The following is a 21,751-nucleotide window of genomic DNA, read 5'->3' as shown; positions in this document are numbered from 1 at the left end:
GGGGCGCGACGGGTGCGCCGCCGGACGGGAGCCTTTGCCTTCGGATCATGCCGGAATTGACAGCCGAACAGGTGCAGCGCGGCCGCGGACCCGATCCGACCGCCCTGGCGCGCCGCAAGCTGATCAACCGCGAGGTCCGGTCGGCGCGCGAGAAGCTGACCTCGTCGACGGGGCTGCAGCGCGCCTTCGACTACGAGCTCGTCCGCGTCTTCGCGCAATACCGGCTGAACGGCTCGGCCGGCACCTTGCTGCTCGCCTTCCTGGTCGCGGCGGCAGCCTGCGTCTGGGTGCCGTTCTACACGGTCTCGGGCTGGCTAACCCTCGTGGTACTGACCGCCGGCTTCACTGCCGTCCTGTGCCGGCGCTTCCTGGCCGAACCTTCCGCCGCGGCGCGCGTCGGCTTCTGGCGCAAGCTGCTGCCGGCAGCCGAACTGCTGCACGGCCTGTCCTGGGCGCTGCTGGCCAGCCTCTTCATCGGCGTCGAGGCGCCCGGCGCCCGTTTCTTCCTGATGACGGCGCTGCTGATCGTCAGCGCCCTGACCGTCACGCTCGCGGCGACGATGCCGATCGCGGTCTATTCGGGCCTGGTGCCGATCGTCGGCGCGATCGTCCTGTCCTTCAGCGGCCGCAGCGACATCGACAGCGTCACCATGCTGCTGATGGCGGCCTGCGCTCAGCTCTTCTTCATCTTCTTGACCAACCGGCTCTACTCGACCTCGGTCGAGACGATCGAATCCCGGGCCGAGAAGGATGCACTGATCGCCGAGCTCGAGACCGCCAAGGCCAATTCGGACGAGGCAAGGCGCAAGGCGGAGGAAGCCAATCTCGCCAAGTCGCGCTTCCTGGCGACGATGAGCCATGAGCTGCGTACCCCGCTCAACGCCATCCTCGGCTTCTCCGAGGTGATGAAGAACGAGGTGTTCGGCCCGCACGCCAACGCCTCCTACAAGGAATATTCCGGCGACATCCATTCCTCCGGCCAGCACCTGCTGACGCTGATCAACGAGATCCTCGATCTCTCGCGCATCGAGGCCGGCAAATACGAACTCAACGAGGAGGCGATCAGCCTCGCCGCCATCGCCGACGACGCCGCGCACATGCTCAACCTGCGCGCCAAGACCAAGGGCCAGACCATCCGCCAGGCGACCGAGCCGGAGCTGCCGCGCATCTGGGCCGACGAGCGCGCCATCCGTCAGGCCGTGCTGAACATCCTGGCGAATGCGATCAAGTTCACCCCGCAGGGCGGCGAGATCTCGATCAAGGTCGGCTGGACCGCGACCGGCGGTCAGTACGTCTCGATCACCGACACCGGCCCCGGCATCCCCGAGGACGAGATCCCGGTGGTGATGCAGACCTTCGGGCGCGGCTCCCTGGCGATCAAGACGGCCGAGCAGGGCTCCGGCCTCGGCCTGCCGATCGTCAAGGGATTGATCGACCTGCATGGCGGCGGCTTCCGCCTCAAGTCGAGCCTGCGCGCCGGCACGGAAGTGACGATCACGCTGCCCGCCGAACGCGTGATGGACACGCTGCCGGCGCTGCCCCAGCCCGGCGAACGCTCGGCGGCGTAAGGCTTGCCGAACAAGGCCTTACGCCTCCTCGTCCCTAGAATATCCGACCAGCCCGCGTGTCGATTGCTTTGATCGCGAAGCGCCGCATAGTGCTGCATGCCGGGACACCGATGAGCGTCACTCCGGTCGCGTCAGGTTGGGAGACATGAGCATGAGGAAGTTCGTCGCGTCGTGCATGGGCGCCTTGCTCGGCTTCGGACTGCTGGCGGCCCAGGCCGGCCCATGGCCGGAGCGGCAGGTGACGCTGATCGTGCCGAGCGCGCCCGGCGACGGCTCCGACATCGCGGCAAGACTGATCGGCGAGAAACTGCAGGCGGCGCTGGGGCAGCCCGTCGTGGTCGAGAACCGGATGGGCGCCGGCGGCGTCGTCGGCTCGGCGGCGGCCGCCAAGGCAGCGCCCGACGGCTACACGCTGATCATGGGCAATGCCGGCTCGCACGGCATCATCCCGGCGACCTACAAGGACGTGCCCTACGACGCGATGCGCGATTTCGCGCCGGTCTCGCTGGTCTATCGCGCGCCGAACATCTTCCTCGCCAGCAAGAAGCTGCCGGTGAAGTCGCTGGCCGAACTCGTCGCCTATGCCAAGGCCAATCCGGGCAAGCTCAGCTTCGCCTCGGGCGGCAACGGCTCCTCGGCGCATATGAATTCGGAATATCTCAAGGTGCTGACCGGCATCGAAGCGACGCATGTGCCCTATCGCGGCTCAGGGCCAGCACTGAACGACCTCGTCTCCGGCCAGATCGAGTTCATGGCGGTGAACCTGCCGCCGGCGATCGGGCTGGCGCAGTCCGGGCAGGTGACCCCGCTCGCCGTGACCACCCGCAAGCGCGCCGCCGCGCTGCCGGAGGTGCCGACCGTCGAGGAAAGCGGTTTCCCCGGCTACGAGACGGTCGCCTGGTTCGGACTGCTGGTGCCCACGGGCGTGCCCGCCGAGATCGTGACCCGGCTGCATGCCGAGGTGGTCAAGGCCTGTGCCGACCAGGAGATCCAGAAGAAGCTTGCCGTGCTGGGCGGTGACGTCGTCTGCAACACGCCGGCCGAGTTCCGCACCTTCCTCGCCGCCGACATCGCGCGCTGGAAGGAGGTCGCGACGGCGGCCAAGATCTCGCTCGACCCGAAATGAGCCGAAACCTGCTCACGGCAAAGTAGCTTCCTTTCGCAGGTGACGGCGCCGGATCAGAGCGCCCTGCGGAAAACCGTATGTCCCGAGCGGCTGGCGACCTTGTCGTAGAGCTCGGCAGCCATATGGTTCTCCACCTGCATATGCCAGTAGACCCGCAAGGCGCCCTTGGCGCGGGCGAGATCGTAGAGAGCCTCGATCAATCGCCGGCCAATCCCGCGCCGGCGGGCCGTCCCGGCCACGAACAGGTCATTGAGGAAACAGACCGGCTGGTCCGACGACGTCACGGGGTGAAAGACCGCGTGAATGAGACCAACGAGCGCGCCATCCTCGACCGCGACCAGAGCCCGCATCACATCGTCACCCAGAAAGCGCGCGAAGGTCGCGTCAGTCACTGCCGCCGGCGGTGGCGGGCCGCCGAACGGGCCATGCGCATGATAGCCGATCCACAATTGCTCCCAACCGGCACGATCATCGGCTTTGAGCGGCCGGATCGCCACTCCGCTTGCAAGGTCCGTCATCCGTTCCGCTCGCAGTTCGCAGGAGTGGTGATAGCGAGCCTAGCCGGCCATCAGGCGACCTTTGGCAGGATCGTCGGCTTGTTGCGCTCGGCCTCGACCTCTTCCCACCAGTTGCCGAGCGCATCGATCAGCGGCACGAGGCGCAGGCCCGCGGCGGTCAGTTCGTAATCGACCCGGCGCGGATAGCCGTCATGGTCGATCCGGCGGACGATCCCAGCCGCTTCCAGCTTACGTAGTTCCAGCGCCAGCATGCGGTGCGAGACCGTCGGGTTGTCGCGCCGGAGCTCATTGAAGCGCTTGGTGCCGTCCTTGAGATAGTAGAGCAGCAAGGTCGGCCAGCGACCGCTCAGCACCCGCATGACGCTCTCGATCGAGCAGTCGGACACGACGTCCTTCATGATCTGTTCCGCGCCTGGTTACAGAAAAGTGCGTAATTTACATGGGGCGGCGAGTGACTAGGTTCCACCCCGCTGCGCAGCGTTTCCCAACCTGAATGGAAAACGCAAGATGGAACCGATCCTCGTTTATGGCTACCCGTCCGGCACCTCTATGGGCCTGGTCGCGGCTCTCGAATGGCTTGGCCAGCCCTACAAGCTCAGTCGCGTCGACATGCTCGGCGAGATGCGCGAGCCGCCCTACAAGCGGATCAACAAACGCGTCGAGACCCCGGTGCTGATCACCGATCAGGGCCGCCCGCTCACCGAAACCATGGCGATCGCCGCCTGGCTCGAAGCGCGCGACAAAGAGCGGCGGATCAGCTTCGATCCGCTCTCGGCCGAAGCCGACCGGATGCACCAGCTGATGGGCTTCCTCAACACCGGCTTCACTGGCGCCTTCACGCCGCTCTGGGTCGCGCTGGAGCTGCCCGAGCCCGATCCCGACTTCGAGATGGCGCTGCGCCGTTTCGGTCGCGAGCGGGTGATCGAGCGCCATGACCGGCTGGAAGAGATGCTCGACGGCAGCTACTGGCTGGCCGGCGACAAACATACCCTGGCCGACGGGCTACTCGCCGGCGTGGCGCGCTGGCTGGAGTACCATGAGGTTGCCGACATCTCGCGCTGGCCGAAGCTGCGGGCCCTGCGCCAGCGGGTCGAGAGCGATCCGGCGGTGGTCTTCGCCACGGCACTCGAAAACGGCGAGACACCGGCAGGCAAGGGCGCTTTCAAGGGCCATATGCCTTTGGCCGAGGTGATCGAGCGCTTCGGCGCCTGATGAGCGAAAGACGCGCCGGGCCGATGTCCGGCGCGTCTTGTATGCTGGATCGCAGCCACCATGATATACATGCTCTTTGTATATCAAGCAGGAGGCTATCCATGCAGGTCGCACGTTGGGGCAACAGCCTCGCCATCCGGATACCCACCGCCGTCAGTGAGGCGTTGGCCCTCAAGGAGGGCGACGATGTCGAGATCCGCATCGCCGATGACCGCACCTTCCTCATCGCCCGCGACCAGCGCAAGCCGCAGGCGCTGGCCCGCATCCGCAGCCTGCGCAAGCCACTTCCGCCCGGCTGGCGCTTTGATCGCGACGAGGCGAATGAGCGCGCGCCGTGACGCGCGCCTTCCTCGACAGCAATGTCGTCGTCTATGCCTTCAGCAACGATCCGCGGAATGCCGTGGCGGAGGATCTGCTCGGCCGCGGCTGCGAGATCAGCGTCCAGGTCCTGAACGAATTCGCCAATGTTGCCCGGCGCAAGCTCGGCTTCTCCTGGCCGGAGATTAGCGAGGCTGTCGAGGCGATCACCACGCTGAGCCGGAACATCCATCCGCTCGATCTCGCTACGCACCAGGATGCCGTGCGCCTGGCCGAGTGGCACAAATTCGGCTTCTACGATGCGCTGATCGTCGCCAGTGCCTTGCGGGCCGGCTGCACGGTGCTCCATAGCGAAGACCTGCAGCACGGCCTCGTCGTGGAGGAACAGCTCCGGATCGAGAATCCGTTCCGGACGGAATAGCCCAGCCCTATTCGCCCTTCTGCGAGACCTGGGCCTGGGCGAAGGTCGCCATGCCGGAATGGACGCCGGCCGCCGCCTTGACCAGGCCGGCGGCGAGTGCGGCGCCCGTCCCTTCCCCGAGGCGCATGTCGAGCGCCAGCAAGGGCTGCTTGCCGAGCTTGACCAGCGCCTGCGCATGAGCGCCCTCGGCCGAAAGATGGCCGGCGATGCAGTGGTCGAGCGCCGAGGAATCGAGCGCGTGCAGGATCGCGGCGGCGGCGGTGACGACATAGCCGTCGAGGACCACCGGGATGCGCTGCAGACGGGCAGCGAGGATCGCGCCGCAGATCGCCGCCATCTCGCGGCCACCAAAGCGGCGCAGCACTTCGAGCGGATCGTTCAGGTGACTGGCGTGCAGCTTCAGCCCGGCCTCGACCGCGGCGACCTTGCGCTTCAGGCCGTCATCGTCGACGCCGGTACCGCGACCGCACCACTGCCCTGCGCCACCGCCATAGAGCGCCGCGAAGATCGCTGCGGCCGCCGTCGTGTTGCCGATGCCCATCTCGCCGAGCGCGAGCAGATCGGCACCGCCGGCGAGCGCCTCCATGCCGAAGGCCATGGTGGCGACGCAGGCGCGCTCGTCGAGCGCGTCTTCCTGAGTGAAGTCGCCTGTCGGCAGGTCGAGAGCGAGGTCGAAGACCTTGAAGCCGAGGTCATAGGCCGCGCAGATCTGGTTAATCGCCGCGCCGCCGGCAGCGAAGTTCTCCAGCATCTGGCGCGTCACGCTCTGCGGGAAGGCCGAGACGCCCTGGGCGACGACGCCGTGATTGCCGGCGAAGACGCAGACCAGCGGTCGGTCGACCCGCGGCGGCGCTTTGCCCTGCCAGGCAGCGAGCCATTCGGCGATCTCCTCCAGCCGGCCGAGGCTGCCGGTCGGCTTGGTCAACTCCTTGTCGCGGGCGCGCACGGTGTTGGCGGCAGCCATATCCGGGCCGGGCATATTGGCGATGAGGTTGCGGATATCGTCGAAGGGCAGGCCGGAGGCGGGCATCGCAGACATCTGAGGAGCCGATCTTGAAAACCTGAGGAATCGGGCAGCGCGAGATCGCCGCCGCGCAGCCGCTGCTGCTATAGGCTGGAGCGGACGAAGACAATCCGAGGGCAGCGTGACGCAAGCCGACAGCGATGATGCGACGCAGGCGACAGCGCCGATCTGGCCAGGCTGGCTGATCGCGACCGCGACCTGCATCCGCTTCTATTCGCGCCTGCCTATCCCGGCACTACCGGGCGAGAACCCGCACACGCTGCCGGATTTCCGGCTGGTGCCGCGCGCTTTGCCCTTCGCGGCACTGGTGATCGCCGCGCCTGCGGCATTGATCGCGCTGCTCGCCGGGCTTGCCGGCATCAACGCACTGCTGACGGCGGCACTCGCCGTAACGGCGCTCGTCGTGACGACCGGTGCCTTCCACGAGGACGGTCTCGCCGACAGCGCCGACGGGCTGTTCGGCGGGCATACGCCGGAGCGGCGGCTGGAGATCATGAAGGACAGCCGCGTCGGCACCTTCGGCGCGCTGGCGCTCGGCCTGTCGCTGCTGCTGCGGGTGAGCGCGCTGTCTGCCGTCCTGCAAGGCGCCGGAGCCTGGGCTGTGGCGGCGGCCGTGCTCGTGGCGGCGCCCTGGTCGCGCGTCGAGGGCGTCCGCATCCTCGCGACAGTCGAGCCAAGCCGGAGCAGCGGCGCCTCTGCCGCGGTCGGGCAGCCGGACCGGTCGGTGCTGCCGATCGCCTATGGGCTATCCGGCGTCTTGGCTCTGCTCCTGGTCATAGTCGGCGCCCTCCCCTTGGCCGGCATCGTGCTCGGCCTCGCCTTGTCGGCGCTGACGACCTTCTGGCTGTCACGCACCGCCATCCGGCTGATCGGCGGGCAGACCGGCGATATCCTCGGCGCAGCGCAGCAGCTTGGCGAAATCGCGATCTATCTCGGCCTCGCGATCGCCATCGGCTGGGGCGGGCGATGAACGCGATCTCCAGTCCCTGCATCCAGGTCTGCGTGATCGATCCGGCGAGCAAGCTCTGCCAGGGCTGCGGCCGGACCTTGCAGGAGATCGCGCAATGGTCGCGGCTCTCAGAGGCCGAACGCCTCGCCATCATGGCGACGCTGGAGGAGCGCCTCAGTCTTCCGCGAGACGGGCAAGCCCCTCGCCGGTCAGCCTGAAGAAGACCTTTTCCGGGTGCTGCCTGGCGCCGAGACCCTCGTAGAAGCGCAGCAAGCGCTCGTCGTCGCGCGCCGCGGTCCAGTCGATCCGGCCGAAGCCGCGCGCCAAAGCAAGACGGGCCAATTCGGCAAGCAGCGCCTTGCCGGCGCCGAGGCCGCGAGCGGCCTGCGCCACATAGATCTCCTTGAGGAAGAAGCCGGGCCTGAGGCCTGGACCCGGATAAAGCGCCGAGAAGGCGGCGAAGCCGACGAGCGCGCCATCATGCTCGGCGACGAGCAGTTCGGTTCCCGCCGGCCGGCTGGCGAGCCCGGCGCGGATGTCGTCGTCAGACGGGCAAGGCACCTTGTAGTGCGCCTGCATCTCGCCCATCAGGCGGGCGAGCGCCGGATGATCGGCCTCCTCGCACGCACGTATCGCAACCATGCCCGCCTCGCTCAGGAGATCAAAGACCAGAAGAAGCGGGCGCAGACCACCAGCAGGAAGATGCCGAAGGCGACCTCCAGCCGGCGTTTCGACAGGCGGTGCGCCAGGCGCGCGCCGATCGGCGCCGTCCAGATCGAGGTCGGGATGAACAGCAGGAAGCCGATGAAGGAGACATAGCCGAGCGAGAGCGGCGGCAAGAGGTCCATCTTCGGCCAGCCGGCATAGATGTAGCCCAGTGCGCCGGGTATCGAAATCAGGATACCGAGGCCCGAGGAGGTCGCGACCGCCTGGTGGATCGGCCGGCCATAGAAGGTCATGAACAGGCTGGAGAGCTGACCGCCGCCAATGCCCATCAGCGACGAGAGCACGCCGATGATCACGCCATAGACCCGCATCAGGAACGGGCCCGGCATATCGTCGCCGAGCTTCCAGCGATCGGAGGCGAAAAGCAGGCGCATGGCGCTGGCGAAGGCGACCGCGACGAAGACCGCCTTGAACACGTCCGGCGGGGCATAGCGCGCGATGAAGCTGCCGCCGAGCACGCCGAGCACGACCGGCACGGCCCAGATCTTGATGATCGAGGTGTCGACCAGTCCCTTGGCGAGATGGGCGCGGTAGGAGCGGATCGAGGTCGGGATGATCACAGCGAGCGAGGTGCCGACGACGAGCGGCATGCGCACTTCCTCCGGCACGCCGATCACCCGGAAGACCTCGTAGAGCACCGGCACGATGACGGCGCCGCCACCGACGCCGAACAGGCCTGCGAGCAGGCCGGTAACGGCACCGGCCGCGACCAGCGACACCGCAAGGAAAATCAGGTCGTTCAGGGGAATGCCTGCGATCATCATGCACACTGTTTGGGAAAGATCGGGCTGCTCTTAGCCCTCCTGCCGGAAAGGGCAAGGTTCGGGCGGCAGGGCAGGCATGCGCCGACACGGCCGCGTCATCGCACAGCGTCGCGACGGACTGCACCTCAGAGTCTGCTCGAAAACCCAGCCCTCATCCTGAGGAGCGCTCGCAGATCGTGTCTCGAAGGATGCTCCAGCTGGTTCCGGAGCCCCCTGGAGCATCCTGCGAGACGCCGCTGACGCGGCTCCTCAAGATGAGGGCTGAACAATTGTCACATGGGCTCTCGGAACGACCCCGATGCGCCCTGGAACAGCGGCCGATCAGGGCTTGACGTAGGTCCAGCCCTTCTCCTGCAGCTCCATCACGCGGACGACACCGGACTTCACCACAGTCGCTTCGGGGATCAGGGCGATCTCCTTGTTCTCCGCCTTGCTCATATTGCCCTGGGTGTTGCCGCAGGCCTTGAAGGAAATGGCTGGCGTGCTCATCGCGATCGTCGTGATCCGCGCCTTCACCGGCGAGGTATCGTCGCGCAGCATGTGCAGGCCAGGGCCGAAGGTGACGACCTCGATCTCCACCTTCTCGCCGAGGTCCTGATAGTACTGCGCCACATTGGTCGCGTTGTTGAGCGCGAGATTCATCATCGCAGGATCGTTCGTGTTCACCTGCAGGATCAGCCGGTGCGGCTTCCTGTCGGGAACGGGCGGCTTCGGCGCCTGTACGGCGCTGTGCTTCGTGGCCTGCGCCGTCGCGGGCGGGGCGGCGATGGCGCAGGCCAATCCGGCCAGCAGGACCGTGCCGAGAGCATCTTTGAACCTGATCATCATCGCATCTCACCCATGGTTCGAGGACTATTCGCTACGTGGCCTGGCGAGGGTGCGCGGCCATTTGCAGGCTGCTGCGACCCTGTCCCGCGCGGCCTTCAGGCCGGCGAGGCCGAAATGGGCGTCATGGACGGCACCAGCGCGTGTGCCGAGACGGATCGCGATGCCACCCTCATTGGGAAGCGACTGGAGCAGGCCGACGACATCTCCCCGGAAGGCGACGCCGGTCCCATAAGCCGGCCGCCCGGCCGCGACCTGCACAGGCTGGTTGTCATCGAGGCGATAGGACAGCGCGTAGTCGGCGCCACTCTCGGACGTGGCCGGTCCGCCCAAGACCAGCTCGGTCCGGCCGCTGCGGCAGTGAATCGAAAGCTGCCTCAGCGCGCCGCTGGCATCGCCTTCAGCAAAGGTGGTGGCGGTGACGATCGGCGTATAGTCGACCGGCGACGTTGTCTCGCTGACGATCCAGCCATCGGCACCGCCGGGCGGGCGCTGGGGCACCGTAACAGGCTGCGGCAGCTTGTTCAGGCAGGCAGGCCGCTCCGCCGGATCGAGCAGCGAGCAGGCGCGAAGCTGCGCCATCGGATCGGGCGCGCCCTGCGCGAAGGCGATCCGGCTGGCAATCTCGAAGGCGACTGAGAGCATGATCAGCTTCATTGGCTCGCACGTTGCGTCTGCGCCTTGCGATCCAGCCAGTCCTGCGCAGCCGGAAAGCGGTCGAGGCCGGGAACGGTCGCAGCGAGATTGATCGACTTCCATTTCGGGTCGAAGCCGGGCGCCTGCAGCTTCTCGACACGGCTGAACAGGAGGTCGACGAAGCGGGCGACGCGCTCGTAGCGATTGGTCTGTGGCGCCCAGTTGAACGCGACCAGGGCGGTCGGCACCGCGATCGTCGAGACCCGCTCGCCCGCCTTGATCAGCCCGGGATATTCGCCGGCCTCCAGCACTGCCGGGAGGTAATAGTCCTCGAACCTGCTGTCGTAGGCGACCGGGAGGAACTTGAAGCCGGGCTCGAAGCGCCCGCGGACGAAGGCGTCGACGGGCTTCGAGGTGATGAAGACCACAGCCGCCATCTCGCCCTTGCGCATCTGCTCCAGCGCGACCTGATGCGGGATGAAGGTGTTTTCGGAATTGATGCCGAGGCGGCTGAAGATCAGCGGCCCCGAATAGGCGGCGGCGGTGCCGAGCGTGTTGAAGTTCACCTTCTTGCCGGCGAGGTCCTGCAGGCTCTGGATCTCGGGCCGCACGAAGACATGCAGTTCCGAGGGAAAGAGATTGAGCACATAGGTGATCTTGCGCCGGATCTGCGGGAGCTGCGCCTTGTACTCCTCCAGCGCATCGGAGTTGATGATCGCCGTGTCGATGCCACGCAGATAGAGCAGCGAATTCAGGTTCTCGGTGGCCCCGCGGGTGACGATCGGGAGTACGTGCAGGTTGTACCCATCGTCGACGACGCGGGCCATCTCGGCACCCAGGCGAAGTGGCGCGCCCTCCAGCAGCCCCGCTGCGAGACCGACCGTCCAGGCATTGGCCTTGTCCTGCTCCGTTGCGGCCGGCCGGACCATGCGTCGCGGCTGGCCGGAGCTCGCCTGCAAGGTCTGGGCCTCCAGGCCGGGCGACGCGAGCATCGGCACAAGCGCCGCCAGCCCGACCAACAGGAGCAAGCACCGTCCAGAAGGCATCCTCATCCCGAACTCTCCCCTAGAACGCGCTCCGGCGCGGTCGAGCGCTAGCGCGGCAGCGCATCGACACGATCCTTCGCCTCCTGAATGCCTCCGACCTGCGCCCGTGCATAAAGCTCGCGCGCCCTCGCGATCTCGCCGCGCGTGCCATACGTCCCCCAGGCGGACAGGATGCGGGGGTCATAGGTCTCCGCGAGCATGAAGCTCGCCCGGGCACTGCCCATGTCGGCCGCGCGCTCGAGCACGGCCCGAGCAGAGCCGATGTCGCCTTGAGCGAGCAGTGCGCTCGCCCTGGCGATCAGCCGCATCGCTTCGGGGCCGTTCCGTGCTTCCGCGACGATTTGCGGAGGTGGCGCGCCGACGGGATTCGCTTGCGGAGGTTTGGGAGCCTCTCTGGATGCGGCCACGGGCGGCGCAGTCGCCACGCGTAGCGACGCCAACTCCTCCGCCGCGGTCGCAACACGTTCGCGCTCCTGCTGGAGAGCCTGGCGCAGATCCGCGATCGTGCTTTCGTTCGCCTGCCTGAGCTTCTCGGTCTCGCCGCGTGCCCCTTGCAGTTGCGCCAGCTGAGCTTCGACTTCGCGCTGCGCCGCCGACAGCTCGCTCGCCTGGGCGGCGCGTTGGGCGCGCTCCTGCTCAATGGCCTGGCGATATTGCGCAGCAGCGGCCACCTGCTCCTGTCGCAGCGCCGCGACCTGTGCCATGGCGGCCGCCTTCTGCCGCTCAAGTTCGAGCCCTTGCGCGCTCTTCGCCGCCTCCGCCTGCCGGAGCTGGCCTGTCTCCTCGCCGGCCTTGCGCAATTGTGCCGCCTGCGCCTCGATCTCGCGCCGCGACGCCGCCAGCTCGGCCGCCAACGCGGCACGTTGTCCGCGTTCCTCGTCGAGGGCTTGGCGATGTTGCGCCACGGTCGTGGTCAGCGCCTGCCGCGCGGCTGCGGCCTGGGCGATGGCGGCGGTCTTCTGCCGCTCCTGCTCCTGGGATTGCGAGACCCTCGCGGCGTCAGCCTGCCTGAACTGCCCCGCTTCCTCCCCGGCCTTGCGCAATTGCGCCGCCTGCGCCGCAGTCTCGCGCTGCGCGGCCGACAAGTCCTGCGCGAGAGCGGCCGCCTTCTGCCGCTCCTGCTCGAGCGCTTGCGCGGCTTTCGCCGCGTCCGCCTGCCTGACCTGGCCTGCCTCCTCGCCGGCTTTACGCAACTGTGCCGCCTGCCCTGCGATCTCGCGCTGCGCGGCCGACAGCTCCTGTGCGAGAGCGGCAACCTTCTGCCGCTCCTGCTCGAGCGACTGGGAACTCGTTGCGGTCGCGAGTTGCTTGAGCTGTTCGATGTCGTCGTTTGCGCTCCGCAGCTGCGCCGCCTGCGCCTGCAATTCGCGCTGCGAGGCCGCCAGCTGATCGGCCAGTGCGGCGCGTTGCGCACGTTCGCCATCGAGCGCCTGACGATGCTGGGCCACCGTCGCAACCAGCTCCTGTCGCGCAGTCGTGGCCTCCTGCGCCTGGGCAGTCGCCTTGTCCTGCTCCTGCTGCAAGGACTGGTCGCTCCTGCTCGCATCGGCCTGCAATTGGGTTTTCAGGGCAGCGATTACGCCACGAGCCCCGGCGAGTTCCCGCGCCGTGGCGCCGGTGTCCGAGGCCCCGCTGGCCGGCAGGGCGACCGGCGCAGGCTCCCGCAGCCGACCGAGCTCCGGTCTATCCGCATTGCGAGGGACGAAAAGAAGCAGGATCGCGACCGCCACCCCGCACGCCAAGGGGATGAACCGGCGCCGCTGCGGCACTTGGCCAGGCCGATCGGCTTTCGCCGGCGTGTCCTGCCGGATGTCGGAGGTCTTGCTGCGGTTCTGACCGGCGGGCGACGCAGCTGTCAGCGTCCAGTGAGCGGTATCGACGGTCAGGCCTGCGTCATCCCTGGCGACGACGGCCTTCCCGTCTCCCGATGCGCTTTCGATCGCGTCGCGCATGTGGCTGACGCCTCTTGGTCGGCGCATGGCCCTGGCGAACCGGGCACGAGCAACTTCGTTCCGGCCGATGCAAACACGGCATCTATGCGACGACGCCTGCGAAGGCGTCGACCACACCCTCGCTGCGATCGAGCTGACCCCAGAACGGACAGGTCCAGAAGACGGGCAAAGGGGCAGCAGATTGCCCGAATGGGGTACTCTGCCGAGAGCAGCCCGCTCGCTAGTCGCTAACGCCCTCGCGCGCGACGATCGCCATCAGTGTCGCCGTCAGCATGGCGCAGAGCTTGGGCTTGCCGTCCGTCACCGCGAAGACCTCGGCCATGGCGAGCGTCAGGGTGCGGCCGGCCTTAACCACCCTGCCCTTGGCGACGAGCTCGTCGCCGGTCGCGGGCGCCAGCAGGTTGATCTTGAACTCGGCGGTGAGGATGCCGTTGCCGGCCGGCATGGTGGTGAGGCCAGCATAGCCGGCGGCGCTGTCGGCGATGGTCGCGACAGCCCCCGCATGGACGAAGCCGTGCTGCTGGGAGAGATGCGGCGACGCCGGCATGGCGATCTCGACCTCGCCCGGCGCGACGCGCACGAGCCGGGCGCCAAGCGTGGTCATCATCGCCTGCTTGGCGAAGCTCGCCTCGATGCGGGCAACGAGGGCGGGATCGGTCGTCTGGTCAGCCATTGGTCATTCCGCAGCGATCGCGGCCGGGGCTTCACGCTCGACATGAGCGATCGCGGCGCGCAAATCGGCGAGGCCTGCCCCCGCCGCGACGCAATGCTCGGCGAGATGGCGGCGAAACAGGCGCGAGCCGCGCCGGCCCGGGAACAGCCCGACGAGATGGCGGGTGAAGGCATGCAAGCGCCCGCCCCGTTCGAGGTGAGCCGCGATATAGGGCTCCAACGCTTCCAGCATCGCGAAGGCGTCCGGAACCGGCGCATCCTCGCCGAAGAGCAGCGGGTCGACCGCGAGCAGTACCTCGGGGTTCTGATAGGCCTCGCGGCCGAGCATGACGCCGTCGAGATGGGCCAGATGCGGCAGCCATTCGTCGGGGTGCCTGATGCCGCCGTTGAGCGCGACGATCAGGTCGGAATTGGCTGCCTTGAGACGATAGGCGCGCTCGTAGTCGAGCGGCGGGATCTCACGGTTCTCCTTGGGCGAGAGCCCCTGCAGCCAGGCCTTGCGGGCATGGACGACCAGGGCATCGACGCCGGCCGCGCGCACGGCGGCGGTCAGCGCATCGAGCGCCGCTTCCGGGTCCTGGTCATCAACGCCGATACGGCATTTCACCGTGACGGGGATCGAAACAGCCGCCTTCATCGCCGCGACGCAATTGCCGACCAGCGCCGGCTCGCGCATCAGGCAGGCGCCGAAGGCTCCGCCCTGGACGCGGTCGGAGGGGCAACCACAGTTCAGGTTGATCTCGTCATAGCCGAAATCGGCGCCAATCTTCGCCGCTTCGGCAAGCAGCGCCGGATCATTGCCGCCGAGCTGGAGCGCGACCGGGTGCTCGACATCGTCGAAGCCGATCAGCCGCTGCCGGTCGCCGCGCACCACCGCCTGCGCCGTCACCATCTCGGTGTAGAGCCGGGCGCGGCGCGACATCAGGCGATGGACGATCCGGCAATGCCGGTCGGTCCAGTCCATCATAGGCGCCACGGAAAATATAAGATCCTGAGCTTTCATGGTTTTTTCTGTAGCATCAAATCGTTAGGTCGTACCGAGTGCACACGGATCGCACACGAGAATGGCCACCTTCACGAAGCTCTCCTCCGGGTCCTGGCGAGTCCAGACCCGGTACAAGGGGCGCCACGCGAGCGAGACCTTCCTGCGTCGGGATAATGCGCGACGCCGGGCCATCGAGGCCGGGCGTCAGGTTGATCGGGGCGAGGCTCCGAGCGAGTCGCGCGTCGCGCGGCTGACAACGTCCGGAGAGCTCATCGACCTCCATATCGACGACATGTGCGACGTCGGCAAGGCTCCTTTGAGCTCCAAGGCCGCCACTTTCGAATTGCTGAAGCGGCAACTTGGAAGCGACGAACCGCCTGTTCGAGGCTGGATTTACGATCGAACAGGTCTCTCCCGTCACAGGCTACAGGGATTGGAAGATGCTGAAACGGTACACGCATCTCAAGGCGGATGCGCTTCATGCGATCTTTATGTCGGGCGCCGCGCAAGGGTCAGCAATCGGTCGCGCATCTTGGAATGACGGATTGTCGATCGCCTGGGTCCCTCGTTGCGTGCCTGGTGGTTCGGTGAGATTGTTCGCTTGCTCTTCCGCTTTTGACCCGGGACGAGTTGTTGTCAGCGAACGGGAGGTCGAACCGTTCGCCGACGGCGTGGTCTGCGCAGGTCGCTTCCGGGCTATGCTGACGCGAGAGTAGCCGTGTTGGATGGTACCGCTACCTTTCAATCGACGGCCTGCCCCGGAAGCTTGCGATGAAACTCCGCTGCGTCGACTGTGCGAAAGCTCACCCGCTGGAGCTGCTCTATCGCTGTCAATCGTGCGGAGGCATTCTCGAGGCGATCGGCGATGATGGCACGCCACGAGTTTCGTTGGGGGAAACCGCCACCCCGCTCCTGCGAGCTGCAAGAATCGAGACCGCGCTGCCCGGCTTCTCGGGCGAGATCTGGCTGAAGGACGAGACCCGCAACCCGTCCGGCTCGTTCAAGGATCGCCTCGTTGGCGCCGCCATGGGCCGGGCGCTCGCGCTCGGGATCGGGAAGGTCGTCTGCGCCTCCTCGGGCAATGCCGGGGCCGCGACTGCCGCCTATGCGGCGCGGGCGGGCATCCCAGCCGTCATCATCGTGCCGGCCCATACCCCGCTGGGCAAGGTGACGCAGATCGCCGCCTATGGCGCGATCCTTCTCCTGGTCGAAGGACATTACAGCCGCTCCTACGATCTCGCGCTCGCTCTGGCCGAGCAGCACGGCTTCGCCAATCTGACCACCACCTTCATCAACCCCTATGCGGTCGCTGGCCTCACCGCGGTCGGCACCGAGCTGGCCCAGCAGCTCGGCGGCGCGCCGAGCCATGTGCTGGTGCCGACCGGCAGCGGCCCCCTGGTCAAGGGCGTCTGGCAGGGCATCGCCGATGCCGGCGGCACGACCAGATTGATCGCCGTGCAGGCAGAGGGTTGCGCACCGATCGTGCAGGCCTTCGAGGCTGGTGCCAGGGCCGTGACTGCCTGGGGCACGCCGCAGACCATCGCCTCGGGCATCAGCGACCCACTGATCGGTTATGAGCGCGATGGCACCTACACGCTGAAGCTCGTCCGCGAGAGCGGCGGGCGGGCGATCGCGGTCAGCGATGACGAATTGCGCGAGGCGATGCGGCTGCTCGCCCGCAGCGAAGGCGTCTATGCCGAACCGACCGGCGCCAGCCCGATCGCGGCTTTGCCGCGCCTCTGGGCCGACGGTCATTTGCCACCGGACGCCCGGGTTGTCTGCATGGTGACCGGGCACGGCTTCAAGGACAGCAAGGCCTATCAGGAGATGCCGGTGCGCACCCACAAGGTCGCGGACCCGGCCGACATCGCCGCGGTCGCCGGGCTTTGCGAGGCGGCGCTGGCGACCGCCTGAGGACCTCTGCGGTTCCGTAGAGGCATCGCGAATTATCCGGCTTTGCATCCGGCACTTTTCTTGCGACGCTCGTCTCGCTGCAGGCCGAACGCTGCAGGGCACGTGGATCAAAGAGGGGAGTTCGTGATGGGCATTCATGACGACGGAACTTTGGACGGCGCCACTCCCCCCAAGGACGAGGGCCTGACGCTGGAGCGCCGCAGCCTGTTCGGCCTCGGCCTCGCCGGCGCTGCGATCGGCGCGGCAGCAAGCGGGCTGCTCACCCCTGCCTCGGCCCAGGCCCAGACGGTGGCCAAGAGCAAGCTCTACGCCGTCAAGGAACGCGGCAAGCTGATCGTCGGCACCGGCAGCACCAATCCGCCCTGGCATTTCCAGGACGCCAGCGGCAAGCTCGTCGGCATGGACATCGACCTCGCCCGGCTGCTCGCCAAGGGCCTGTTCGACGATTACGAGAAGGTCGAGTTCGTGCTGCAGGGCTCCGACGCTCGCATCCCGAGCCTCGTCACCGACAAGGTCGACATCGTCGTGCAATGGATGACGGTCACGCCCGGCCGGGCCCAGCAGGTCGACTTCACCATTCCCTATTATCGCGAAGGCGTCGGCCTGCTGATGCTGGCCCGCGGCGGCAAGTACAAGAACTATGACGAGCTGAAGGCGGCCGGCAAGGAGGTCGCCGTCGGCGGCATGCAGAACGTTTTCCTGGAGGAGTGGATCCACAAGGCGCTGCCGGGCGCCAAGGTCGATGCCTTCGACAGCCCGGACTCGGCGATGCAAGCGCTGAACGCCCGCCGCATCGACGCCTCGATGCAGGATCAGTCGGCGATGCGCTGGCTGATGCAGCAGGCGCCCGGTCGCTTCGTCGATTCCGGCTTCGGCTGGATGCCGAATTCCTATGCCTCGGCGGTGAAGCCCGGCGACCCGACCTGGCTGAACTGGGTCAACACCGCTTACAAGGAAGCGATGATGGGCGTCGATTTCGACTATTTCGCCGCCTCCTACAAGAAGTGGTTCGGCATCGAGCTGCCGATCCCGAAGGTCGGTTTCCCGCAGGAATTCGCCTGATCCCGCATTTGCCTGATCGCAACGTGGCGATGGCGGGCCGCCTCTGCGGCCCGCCGCTTTCGGGATCTTCGCGACAGACATGATCGACTATCATTTCGACTGGCCCGTCATCGCACGGAACTGGGACAAGCTCGTCGACGCGCTTGTCCTGGGCCTCTGGCTGGCGGTGATCTCGCTGGCGATCGGCTGTGTCATCGGCATCCTGACCGCCTATGCCCGGCTCTCCGGCAAGAAATGGCTCTCCGTGCCGGTCTGGGCCTATGTCGAGTTCATCCGCTGCACGCCGTTGCTGCTGCTGATCTTCTTCCTCTATTTCGGCCTGCCGGAATTCGACGTCACCTTCCTGAACAAGACCCAGAGCTTCGTGCTCTCGCTCTCGCTCTATGCCGGCGCCTACATGTCCGAGGTCTTCCGCGCCGGCCTGTCCTCGATCCCGAAGCAATATGTCGAGGCGGCCAAGGCGATCGGCCTGCGGCCCTGGCAGCGCCAGGCCTATGTCGTGCTGCCAGTGATGTTCCGCATCACCCTGCCGGCGGTCAGCAACAACCTGATCTCGCTGTTCAAGGACACCTCGCTCGCGGCCGCGATCGCCGTGCCGGAACTGACCTTCGTCGCCCGGCAGATCAACGCCAACACCTTCCGGGTGATGGAGGTCTGGCTCACCGCGAGCGCGCTCTATCTCGTCACCGCTTATCTCATCGCTTTCGTGCTGCGCTTGGTCGAGCGCCGCTACGCCTCGATCCGCTAGGGGGCACGCGATGGATTTCTCGATGGCTCCCGGCACTTTCTGGTTCGAGGCCTGGCAGGCCCGCGCCTCGCTGCTCTCCGGGCTCGGCGTGACCATGCTGAGCTCGGCGCTGAGCATCGTCATGGCGACGGTCTGCGGCATCCTGATGGGGGTCGCGCTCTCCTATGGCTGGTGGTGGCTGAGGCTGCTGGCTAGGCTCTATGTCGACCTGATGCGCGGCATACCGGTGCTCGTGCTGATCCTGTTCACCTATTACGGGCTTGCCCTGTTCGGCGTGAACATCGCTGCCTTCTGGGCCGGCGTGATCGCGCTCGGCGCCTTTGCCACGGCCCATGTCGCCGAGAATTTCCGCGGCGCCGTCGAATCCGTGCCGGCGGGGCAGATGGAGGCCGCCAAGGCCATCGGCCTGACCTTCGGCAAGCGATTGTACTACGTGATCCTGCCGCAGGCTTTCCGCCGCATGCTGCCGCCCTGGGTCAATACCGGCCTTGAAATCGTCAAGGGCACGACGCTGCTCTCGATCATCGGCGTCGTCGAATTGCTGCTGGCAGCCCAGCAGCAGATGGCGCGCAACTACATGATCATCGAGTTCTACCTGCTGACAGTGGTTCTCTATCTGATCATCAACTTCACACTGGCGCAGCTCGGCGCGCTGCTGGAACGCAAGACCTCCTATCTGCGGTACTAGAGCCGCTCCAGCAAAAGTGCGTAGCGGTTTTGCGTCCGGAGTTGCTCTGAAAACTTGGAACGGGAAGCGACTACCGATGACCGAGACTGCCCTGCTTCAGGCCACCAATGTCCGCAAGCATTTCGGCAAGATCGAGGTGCTGAAGGGCATCGACCTCACCGTCAGGCAGGGGCAGGTCGTCTCGCTGATCGGCGCCTCCGGCTCGGGCAAGACCACCTTCCTGCGCTGCGTCAACCTGCTGGAGGAGCACGATGGCGGCGAGATCCTGCTCGACGGCGACCCGATCGGTTACCGAATGGCAGGGGAGGCCCGAAAGCGCCTGAGCGAAACGAAGATCTCGGCCCAGCGCGCCCGTATTGGCATGGTCTTCCAGCAGTTCAACCTGTTCCCGCATCTGACCGCCGGGCAGAACGTCATGCTCGGGCTGACCAAGGTGCAGGGCAAGGGCGCGGCCGAGGCAAAGGAGATCGCCGACCATTGGCTCGGGCGCGTTGGCCTCGCCGAGCGTCGCGACCACTATCCCTACCAGCTCTCGGGCGGCCAGCAGCAGCGCGTCGCGATCGCGCGCGCGGTCGCGATGCAGCCGCGCCTGCTGCTGTTCGACGAGGTCACCTCGGCGCTCGATCCGGAGCTGGTGGCCGAGGTGCTCGGCGTCATGCAGACGCTCGCCGAATCCGGCATGACCATGCTGCTCGTCAGCCATGAGATGCTCTTCGTCCGCGAGGTCTCGCACCATGTCCTGTTCCTCGACCAGGGCCGGGTCGCGCAGGCGGGCAAGCCCTCCGAAGTCTTCGACAATCCGCAGAACGAGCGCTTGCGCAGCTTCCTTGGCCGCTTCCATGGCATTTTTAGCCGCTGAGGCCGTTTGAACAGGGCCGGTGGCTGGAACGCGACGCGCAATGCGGACGTTCAGGAGTTAACCGGAGGCGGCCCTCCTTGGTTTGAACGAGCCGGGTGGAACCTCGATGGGAGCTTGGGGATCAGGCGAAGCCCGGCATCGTCGGCAAACCTGATCCGCACGGCCCGGCTTGCTTCGCGAGCTGACGACGGCCATTCTTGTGTCGCCAACAAGGAGGGCGTTGATGGCTACCGGAACTGTGAAATGGTTCAACGCAACAAAGGGCTACGGCTTCATTCAACCCGATGGCGGCGGTCAGGACGTGTTCGTCCATATCAGTGCGGTCGAGCGTGCTGGCCTGCGGGAGCTGCGCGACGGCCAAAAGATTTCGTATGAAATTGTTGCAGACAAACGCTCGGGCAAGTCTTCGGCGGATAACTTGCAGGTCGAATAACCCGCGGGCCTCAGCAGAGAGCCTCGCCTGCCTGACGTAAGACCACGAACATCGGCACTCTGCATGGCGGAAAAGCAGATCATCGAGATTCCAATCGTCGGGATAATGACGATCGAGGTCAGTTCAGACCCGATGTTGAACTCGGTGATCACCTTCGCAACCGAGGCGGAAGCGAATTGCTCTGCGGCTACCGCCAACGGCAATCGCAGAGCTGGAGGCTCTCCTCGCACGCGCCAGCCAGGAGCAGGCGAAGCACTTGTCGAAGCAATATAGGGTGCCGCTCTCCTACTGGAACGTGAGGTTCGCCTTGGCGACGATCTCGGCATAGACAGCGCGATCGGCGGCGATGCGCGCAGCGAATTCGGCCGGGCTTGAGAAGTTCGGCAGGACGCCGAGCGTCTTGAGCTGGTCCTGCGCCTTCGGATCGGCCAGCGCCTTGCCTGCGGCCGTGTTGAGCTTGGCGACGATCTCGGGGTTCATGCCGGCGGGACCTGCGAGCCCGATCCAGGAATGGGCGGTGAATTGCGGGAAGCCGCTCTCCTTCATCGTCGGGACGTCAGGCAGTTCGAACCAGCGCCGCTCATTGGTGGTCGCGAGGATGCGCACCTTGCCGGCCTTGGCGAGCTCGACCAGCTCGCCCGCCATCATCAGCGGGACATGGCCGGCCGCGATGTCGTTGAGCGCCGGGCCGCTGCCGCGATAGGGCACGTGCATCAGGTCGGCGCCGGAGGAGATCTTGAGCAGCTCGCCGGCGAAATGGCCGTAGGTGCCAATGCCGGAGGTCGCGAAGCCGATCGTGCCGGGGTTGGCCTTCGCCAGCGCGACGAGCTCGGCGACCGTCTTGGCTTCGACCGACGGATGCGCGCCGAGGAAGGTGAAGCCCTCGACGAGATTGGCGATCGGTGTGAAATCCTTCACCGAGTCATAGGGCAGCTTCTTGTCGACATTGGGCAGGATCGCGTGGGTGCCGGCCGAGACCAGCAGAAGCGTGTAGCCGTCGGGTGCCGCCTTGGCGACGAAGTCGGAGCCGATCGCGCCGCCGGCACCGGCGCGGCTCTCGACGACGAAGGGTTGGCCAAGATCGATGCTCATGCTGTTGGCGAGCAAGCGGGCGATGCCCTCGACGCGCCCGCCCGGCGCGAACGGCACGATGATCTTCACCGGTTTGGCCGGATAGGCCTGCGCGGCCGCCTCGATCACGCTCGCGCCGAGCGCTCCCGCAGCGGCGAGCACCATCGCCATGCGGCGCGTCAGTTGTCCCTTGAGCATCGCGTCCTCCCCTGTCTCGCCGAGTCCTCCGGATCG

At 66.7% G+C, this 21,751-nt stretch carries 26 protein-coding genes; 14 read left to right on the top strand and 12 right to left on the bottom strand.

What is annotated here, in order from left to right; all coding sequences use genetic code 11:
- The first annotated feature begins 47 nt into the window (after positions 1 to 47).
- Together AC3WLC_RS19750 and AC3WLC_RS19745 are read left to right on the top strand one after the other, a co-directional pair.
- Complete coding sequence (locus AC3WLC_RS19750) at positions 48 to 1,568, top strand: sensor histidine kinase (protein ID WP_493685615.1); 1,521 nt, start codon at positions 48 to 50, stop codon at positions 1,566 to 1,568.
- Positions 1,569 to 1,719: 151 nt separating this feature from the next.
- Positions 1,720 to 2,694 (top strand): Bug family tripartite tricarboxylate transporter substrate binding protein, encoded by a 975-nt coding sequence (locus AC3WLC_RS19745; protein ID WP_493685614.1) that lies wholly within the window; start codon positions 1,720 to 1,722, stop codon positions 2,692 to 2,694.
- A gap of 53 nt (positions 2,695 to 2,747) precedes the next feature.
- Here AC3WLC_RS19745 and AC3WLC_RS19740 read toward each other — a convergent pair whose 3' ends face one another.
- The gene (locus tag AC3WLC_RS19740) at positions 2,748 to 3,191 is read right to left on the bottom strand and encodes a GNAT family N-acetyltransferase (protein ID WP_493685613.1); all 444 of its coding nucleotides are present in this window, start codon (positions 3,189 to 3,191) and stop codon (positions 2,748 to 2,750) included.
- 71 nt (positions 3,192 to 3,262) lie between these two features.
- Positions 3,263 to 3,610 (bottom strand): winged helix-turn-helix transcriptional regulator, encoded by a 348-nt coding sequence (locus AC3WLC_RS19735; protein ID WP_493685612.1) that lies wholly within the window; start codon positions 3,608 to 3,610, stop codon positions 3,263 to 3,265.
- A gap of 109 nt (positions 3,611 to 3,719) precedes the next feature.
- On the opposite strand from AC3WLC_RS19735, the gene AC3WLC_RS19730 reads away from it, so the two are divergent.
- The 3 genes from AC3WLC_RS19730 (at position 3,720) to AC3WLC_RS19720 (ending at position 5,163) form a co-directional block, all read left to right on the top strand.
- Positions 3,720 to 4,424 carry a glutathione S-transferase family protein gene (locus tag AC3WLC_RS19730; RefSeq protein ID WP_493685611.1) on the top strand — a complete coding sequence of 235 codons (705 nt, stop codon included), beginning with the start codon at positions 3,720 to 3,722 and terminating at the stop codon, positions 4,422 to 4,424.
- A 101-nt stretch (positions 4,425 to 4,525) separates the two neighbouring features.
- Positions 4,526 to 4,762, top strand: a complete 237-nt coding sequence (locus tag AC3WLC_RS19725; protein WP_493685610.1) for an AbrB/MazE/SpoVT family DNA-binding domain-containing protein — start codon at positions 4,526 to 4,528, stop codon at positions 4,760 to 4,762.
- A complete protein-coding gene (locus AC3WLC_RS19720) occupies positions 4,759 to 5,163 on the top strand; it encodes a PIN domain-containing protein (protein WP_493685609.1) in 405 nt (134 codons plus the stop codon). The genes AC3WLC_RS19725 and AC3WLC_RS19720 overlap by 4 nt, the downstream gene beginning before the upstream one ends.
- A gap of 7 nt (positions 5,164 to 5,170) precedes the next feature.
- Here AC3WLC_RS19720 and cobT read toward each other — a convergent pair whose 3' ends face one another.
- Positions 5,171 to 6,193: a nicotinate-nucleotide--dimethylbenzimidazole phosphoribosyltransferase gene (gene cobT, locus AC3WLC_RS19715; RefSeq protein WP_493686094.1), complete on the bottom strand. Its 1,023-nt coding sequence runs from the start codon at positions 6,191 to 6,193 to the stop codon at positions 5,171 to 5,173.
- A gap of 115 nt (positions 6,194 to 6,308) precedes the next feature.
- Here cobT and AC3WLC_RS19710 point away from each other — a divergent pair, with 115 nt between their 5' ends.
- Both AC3WLC_RS19710 and AC3WLC_RS19705 read left to right on the top strand, forming a co-directional pair.
- On the top strand, positions 6,309 to 7,157 hold the full coding sequence (locus tag AC3WLC_RS19710) for an adenosylcobinamide-GDP ribazoletransferase (RefSeq protein ID WP_493685608.1): 849 nt from the start codon (positions 6,309 to 6,311) through the stop codon (positions 7,155 to 7,157).
- A complete protein-coding gene (locus AC3WLC_RS19705; RefSeq protein ID WP_493685607.1) occupies positions 7,154 to 7,354 on the top strand; it encodes a DUF1289 domain-containing protein in 201 nt (66 codons plus the stop codon). Before AC3WLC_RS19710 ends, AC3WLC_RS19705 begins: the two co-directional genes overlap by 4 nt.
- Here the strand turns inward: AC3WLC_RS19705 and AC3WLC_RS19700 are convergent.
- The 8 genes from AC3WLC_RS19700 to dusA all read right to left on the bottom strand — a co-directional run bounded on the left by AC3WLC_RS19700 (position 7,311) and on the right by dusA (position 14,760).
- On the bottom strand, positions 7,311 to 7,778 hold the full coding sequence (locus tag AC3WLC_RS19700) for a GNAT family N-acetyltransferase (protein WP_493685606.1): 468 nt from the start codon (positions 7,776 to 7,778) through the stop codon (positions 7,311 to 7,313). The genes AC3WLC_RS19705 and AC3WLC_RS19700 overlap by 44 nt on opposite strands.
- A gap of 11 nt (positions 7,779 to 7,789) precedes the next feature.
- Positions 7,790 to 8,623: a sulfite exporter TauE/SafE family protein gene (locus tag AC3WLC_RS19695; protein ID WP_493686093.1), complete on the bottom strand. Its 834-nt coding sequence runs from the start codon at positions 8,621 to 8,623 to the stop codon at positions 7,790 to 7,792.
- A 324-nt stretch (positions 8,624 to 8,947) separates the two neighbouring features.
- Positions 8,948 to 9,451: a DsrE family protein gene (locus AC3WLC_RS19690; protein ID WP_493685605.1), complete on the bottom strand. Its 504-nt coding sequence runs from the start codon at positions 9,449 to 9,451 to the stop codon at positions 8,948 to 8,950.
- Between the two features lie 27 nt (positions 9,452 to 9,478).
- Positions 9,479 to 10,108: a hypothetical protein gene (locus AC3WLC_RS19685; RefSeq protein WP_493685604.1), complete on the bottom strand. Its 630-nt coding sequence runs from the start codon at positions 10,106 to 10,108 to the stop codon at positions 9,479 to 9,481.
- Positions 10,105 to 11,133, bottom strand: a complete 1,029-nt coding sequence (locus tag AC3WLC_RS19680) for a TAXI family TRAP transporter solute-binding subunit (protein WP_493686092.1) — start codon at positions 11,131 to 11,133, stop codon at positions 10,105 to 10,107. The genes AC3WLC_RS19685 and AC3WLC_RS19680 overlap by 4 nt, the downstream gene beginning before the upstream one ends.
- 47 nt (positions 11,134 to 11,180) lie before the next feature.
- On the bottom strand, positions 11,181 to 13,085 hold the full coding sequence (locus AC3WLC_RS19675) for a coiled-coil domain-containing protein (protein ID WP_493685603.1): 1,905 nt from the start codon (positions 13,083 to 13,085) through the stop codon (positions 11,181 to 11,183).
- A gap of 220 nt (positions 13,086 to 13,305) precedes the next feature.
- Positions 13,306 to 13,758 (bottom strand): PaaI family thioesterase, encoded by a 453-nt coding sequence (locus tag AC3WLC_RS19670; protein ID WP_493685602.1) that lies wholly within the window; start codon positions 13,756 to 13,758, stop codon positions 13,306 to 13,308.
- A 3-nt stretch (positions 13,759 to 13,761) separates the two neighbouring features.
- Positions 13,762 to 14,760 (bottom strand): tRNA dihydrouridine(20/20a) synthase DusA, encoded by a 999-nt coding sequence (gene dusA / locus AC3WLC_RS19665; protein WP_493685600.1) that lies wholly within the window; start codon positions 14,758 to 14,760, stop codon positions 13,762 to 13,764.
- A 61-nt stretch (positions 14,761 to 14,821) separates the two neighbouring features.
- Between dusA and AC3WLC_RS19660 the strand changes: the two genes are divergently transcribed.
- The 7 genes from AC3WLC_RS19660 (at position 14,822) to AC3WLC_RS19630 (ending at position 20,446) form a co-directional block, all read left to right on the top strand.
- Positions 14,822 to 15,283: a hypothetical protein gene (locus AC3WLC_RS19660; RefSeq protein ID WP_493685599.1), complete on the top strand. Its 462-nt coding sequence runs from the start codon at positions 14,822 to 14,824 to the stop codon at positions 15,281 to 15,283.
- A 230-nt stretch (positions 15,284 to 15,513) separates the two neighbouring features.
- On the top strand, positions 15,514 to 16,656 hold the full coding sequence (thrC, locus tag AC3WLC_RS19655; protein WP_493685598.1) for a threonine synthase: 1,143 nt from the start codon (positions 15,514 to 15,516) through the stop codon (positions 16,654 to 16,656).
- Between the two features lie 126 nt (positions 16,657 to 16,782).
- Positions 16,783 to 17,718, top strand: coding sequence for a transporter substrate-binding domain-containing protein (locus AC3WLC_RS19650; RefSeq protein ID WP_493685597.1), 936 nt, complete (start codon positions 16,783 to 16,785; stop codon positions 17,716 to 17,718).
- An 82-nt stretch (positions 17,719 to 17,800) separates the two neighbouring features.
- Complete coding sequence (locus AC3WLC_RS19645) at positions 17,801 to 18,466, top strand: amino acid ABC transporter permease (RefSeq protein ID WP_493686091.1); 666 nt, start codon at positions 17,801 to 17,803, stop codon at positions 18,464 to 18,466.
- Positions 18,467 to 18,488: 22 nt separating this feature from the next.
- The gene (locus AC3WLC_RS19640) at positions 18,489 to 19,154 is read left to right on the top strand and encodes an amino acid ABC transporter permease (RefSeq protein ID WP_493685596.1); all 666 of its coding nucleotides are present in this window, start codon (positions 18,489 to 18,491) and stop codon (positions 19,152 to 19,154) included.
- A 76-nt stretch (positions 19,155 to 19,230) separates the two neighbouring features.
- Positions 19,231 to 20,013 (top strand): amino acid ABC transporter ATP-binding protein, encoded by a 783-nt coding sequence (locus tag AC3WLC_RS19635; protein WP_493685595.1) that lies wholly within the window; start codon positions 19,231 to 19,233, stop codon positions 20,011 to 20,013.
- A gap of 223 nt (positions 20,014 to 20,236) precedes the next feature.
- A complete protein-coding gene (locus AC3WLC_RS19630; RefSeq protein WP_493685594.1) occupies positions 20,237 to 20,446 on the top strand; it encodes a cold-shock protein in 210 nt (69 codons plus the stop codon).
- A 285-nt stretch (positions 20,447 to 20,731) separates the two neighbouring features.
- Here AC3WLC_RS19630 and AC3WLC_RS19625 read toward each other — a convergent pair whose 3' ends face one another.
- Positions 20,732 to 21,715, bottom strand: coding sequence for a Bug family tripartite tricarboxylate transporter substrate binding protein (locus AC3WLC_RS19625; protein ID WP_493685593.1), 984 nt, complete (start codon positions 21,713 to 21,715; stop codon positions 20,732 to 20,734).
- Positions 21,716 to 21,751: the final 36 nt, after the last annotated feature.

It is taken from the genome of Allobosea sp. GW821-FHT03A12 (assembly GCF_058986765.1).
The sequence above is the reverse complement of the archived record's forward strand: the minus strand, read 5'-3'. Positions and strand labels throughout refer to the sequence as shown.

Bases quoted from the DNA above. Each gene is read 5' to 3' on its own strand.
- AC3WLC_RS19750 (WP_493685615.1), top strand. From the start codon at position 48: ATGCCGGAATTGACAGCCGAACAGGTGCAGCGCGGCCGCGGACCCGAT.
- AC3WLC_RS19745 (WP_493685614.1), top strand. From the start codon at position 1,720: ATGAGGAAGTTCGTCGCGTCGTGCATGGGCGCCTTGCTCGGCTTCGGA.
- AC3WLC_RS19735 (WP_493685612.1), bottom strand. From the start codon at position 3,610: ATGAAGGACGTCGTGTCCGACTGCTCGATCGAGAGCGTCATGCGGGTG.
- AC3WLC_RS19730 (WP_493685611.1), top strand. From the start codon at position 3,720: ATGGAACCGATCCTCGTTTATGGCTACCCGTCCGGCACCTCTATGGGC.
- AC3WLC_RS19725 (WP_493685610.1), top strand. From the start codon at position 4,526: ATGCAGGTCGCACGTTGGGGCAACAGCCTCGCCATCCGGATACCCACC.
- cobT (WP_493686094.1), bottom strand. From the start codon at position 6,193: ATGCCCGCCTCCGGCCTGCCCTTCGACGATATCCGCAACCTCATCGCC.
- AC3WLC_RS19705 (WP_493685607.1), top strand. From the start codon at position 7,154: ATGAACGCGATCTCCAGTCCCTGCATCCAGGTCTGCGTGATCGATCCG.
- AC3WLC_RS19700 (WP_493685606.1), bottom strand. From the start codon at position 7,778: ATGGTTGCGATACGTGCGTGCGAGGAGGCCGATCATCCGGCGCTCGCC.
- AC3WLC_RS19695 (WP_493686093.1), bottom strand. From the start codon at position 8,623: ATGATCGCAGGCATTCCCCTGAACGACCTGATTTTCCTTGCGGTGTCG.
- AC3WLC_RS19690 (WP_493685605.1), bottom strand. From the start codon at position 9,451: ATGATCAGGTTCAAAGATGCTCTCGGCACGGTCCTGCTGGCCGGATTG.
- AC3WLC_RS19685 (WP_493685604.1), bottom strand. From the start codon at position 10,108: ATGAAGCTGATCATGCTCTCAGTCGCCTTCGAGATTGCCAGCCGGATC.
- AC3WLC_RS19680 (WP_493686092.1), bottom strand. From the start codon at position 11,133: ATGCCTTCTGGACGGTGCTTGCTCCTGTTGGTCGGGCTGGCGGCGCTT.
- AC3WLC_RS19675 (WP_493685603.1), bottom strand. From the start codon at position 13,085: ATGCGCGACGCGATCGAAAGCGCATCGGGAGACGGGAAGGCCGTCGTC.
- AC3WLC_RS19670 (WP_493685602.1), bottom strand. From the start codon at position 13,758: ATGGCTGACCAGACGACCGATCCCGCCCTCGTTGCCCGCATCGAGGCG.
- dusA (WP_493685600.1), bottom strand. From the start codon at position 14,760: ATGAAAGCTCAGGATCTTATATTTTCCGTGGCGCCTATGATGGACTGG.
- AC3WLC_RS19660 (WP_493685599.1), top strand. From the start codon at position 14,822: ATGGCCACCTTCACGAAGCTCTCCTCCGGGTCCTGGCGAGTCCAGACC.
- thrC (WP_493685598.1), top strand. From the start codon at position 15,514: ATGAAACTCCGCTGCGTCGACTGTGCGAAAGCTCACCCGCTGGAGCTG.
- AC3WLC_RS19650 (WP_493685597.1), top strand. From the start codon at position 16,783: ATGGGCATTCATGACGACGGAACTTTGGACGGCGCCACTCCCCCCAAG.
- AC3WLC_RS19640 (WP_493685596.1), top strand. From the start codon at position 18,489: ATGGCTCCCGGCACTTTCTGGTTCGAGGCCTGGCAGGCCCGCGCCTCG.
- AC3WLC_RS19635 (WP_493685595.1), top strand. From the start codon at position 19,231: ATGACCGAGACTGCCCTGCTTCAGGCCACCAATGTCCGCAAGCATTTC.
- AC3WLC_RS19630 (WP_493685594.1), top strand. From the start codon at position 20,237: ATGGCTACCGGAACTGTGAAATGGTTCAACGCAACAAAGGGCTACGGC.
- AC3WLC_RS19625 (WP_493685593.1), bottom strand. From the start codon at position 21,715: ATGCTCAAGGGACAACTGACGCGCCGCATGGCGATGGTGCTCGCCGCT.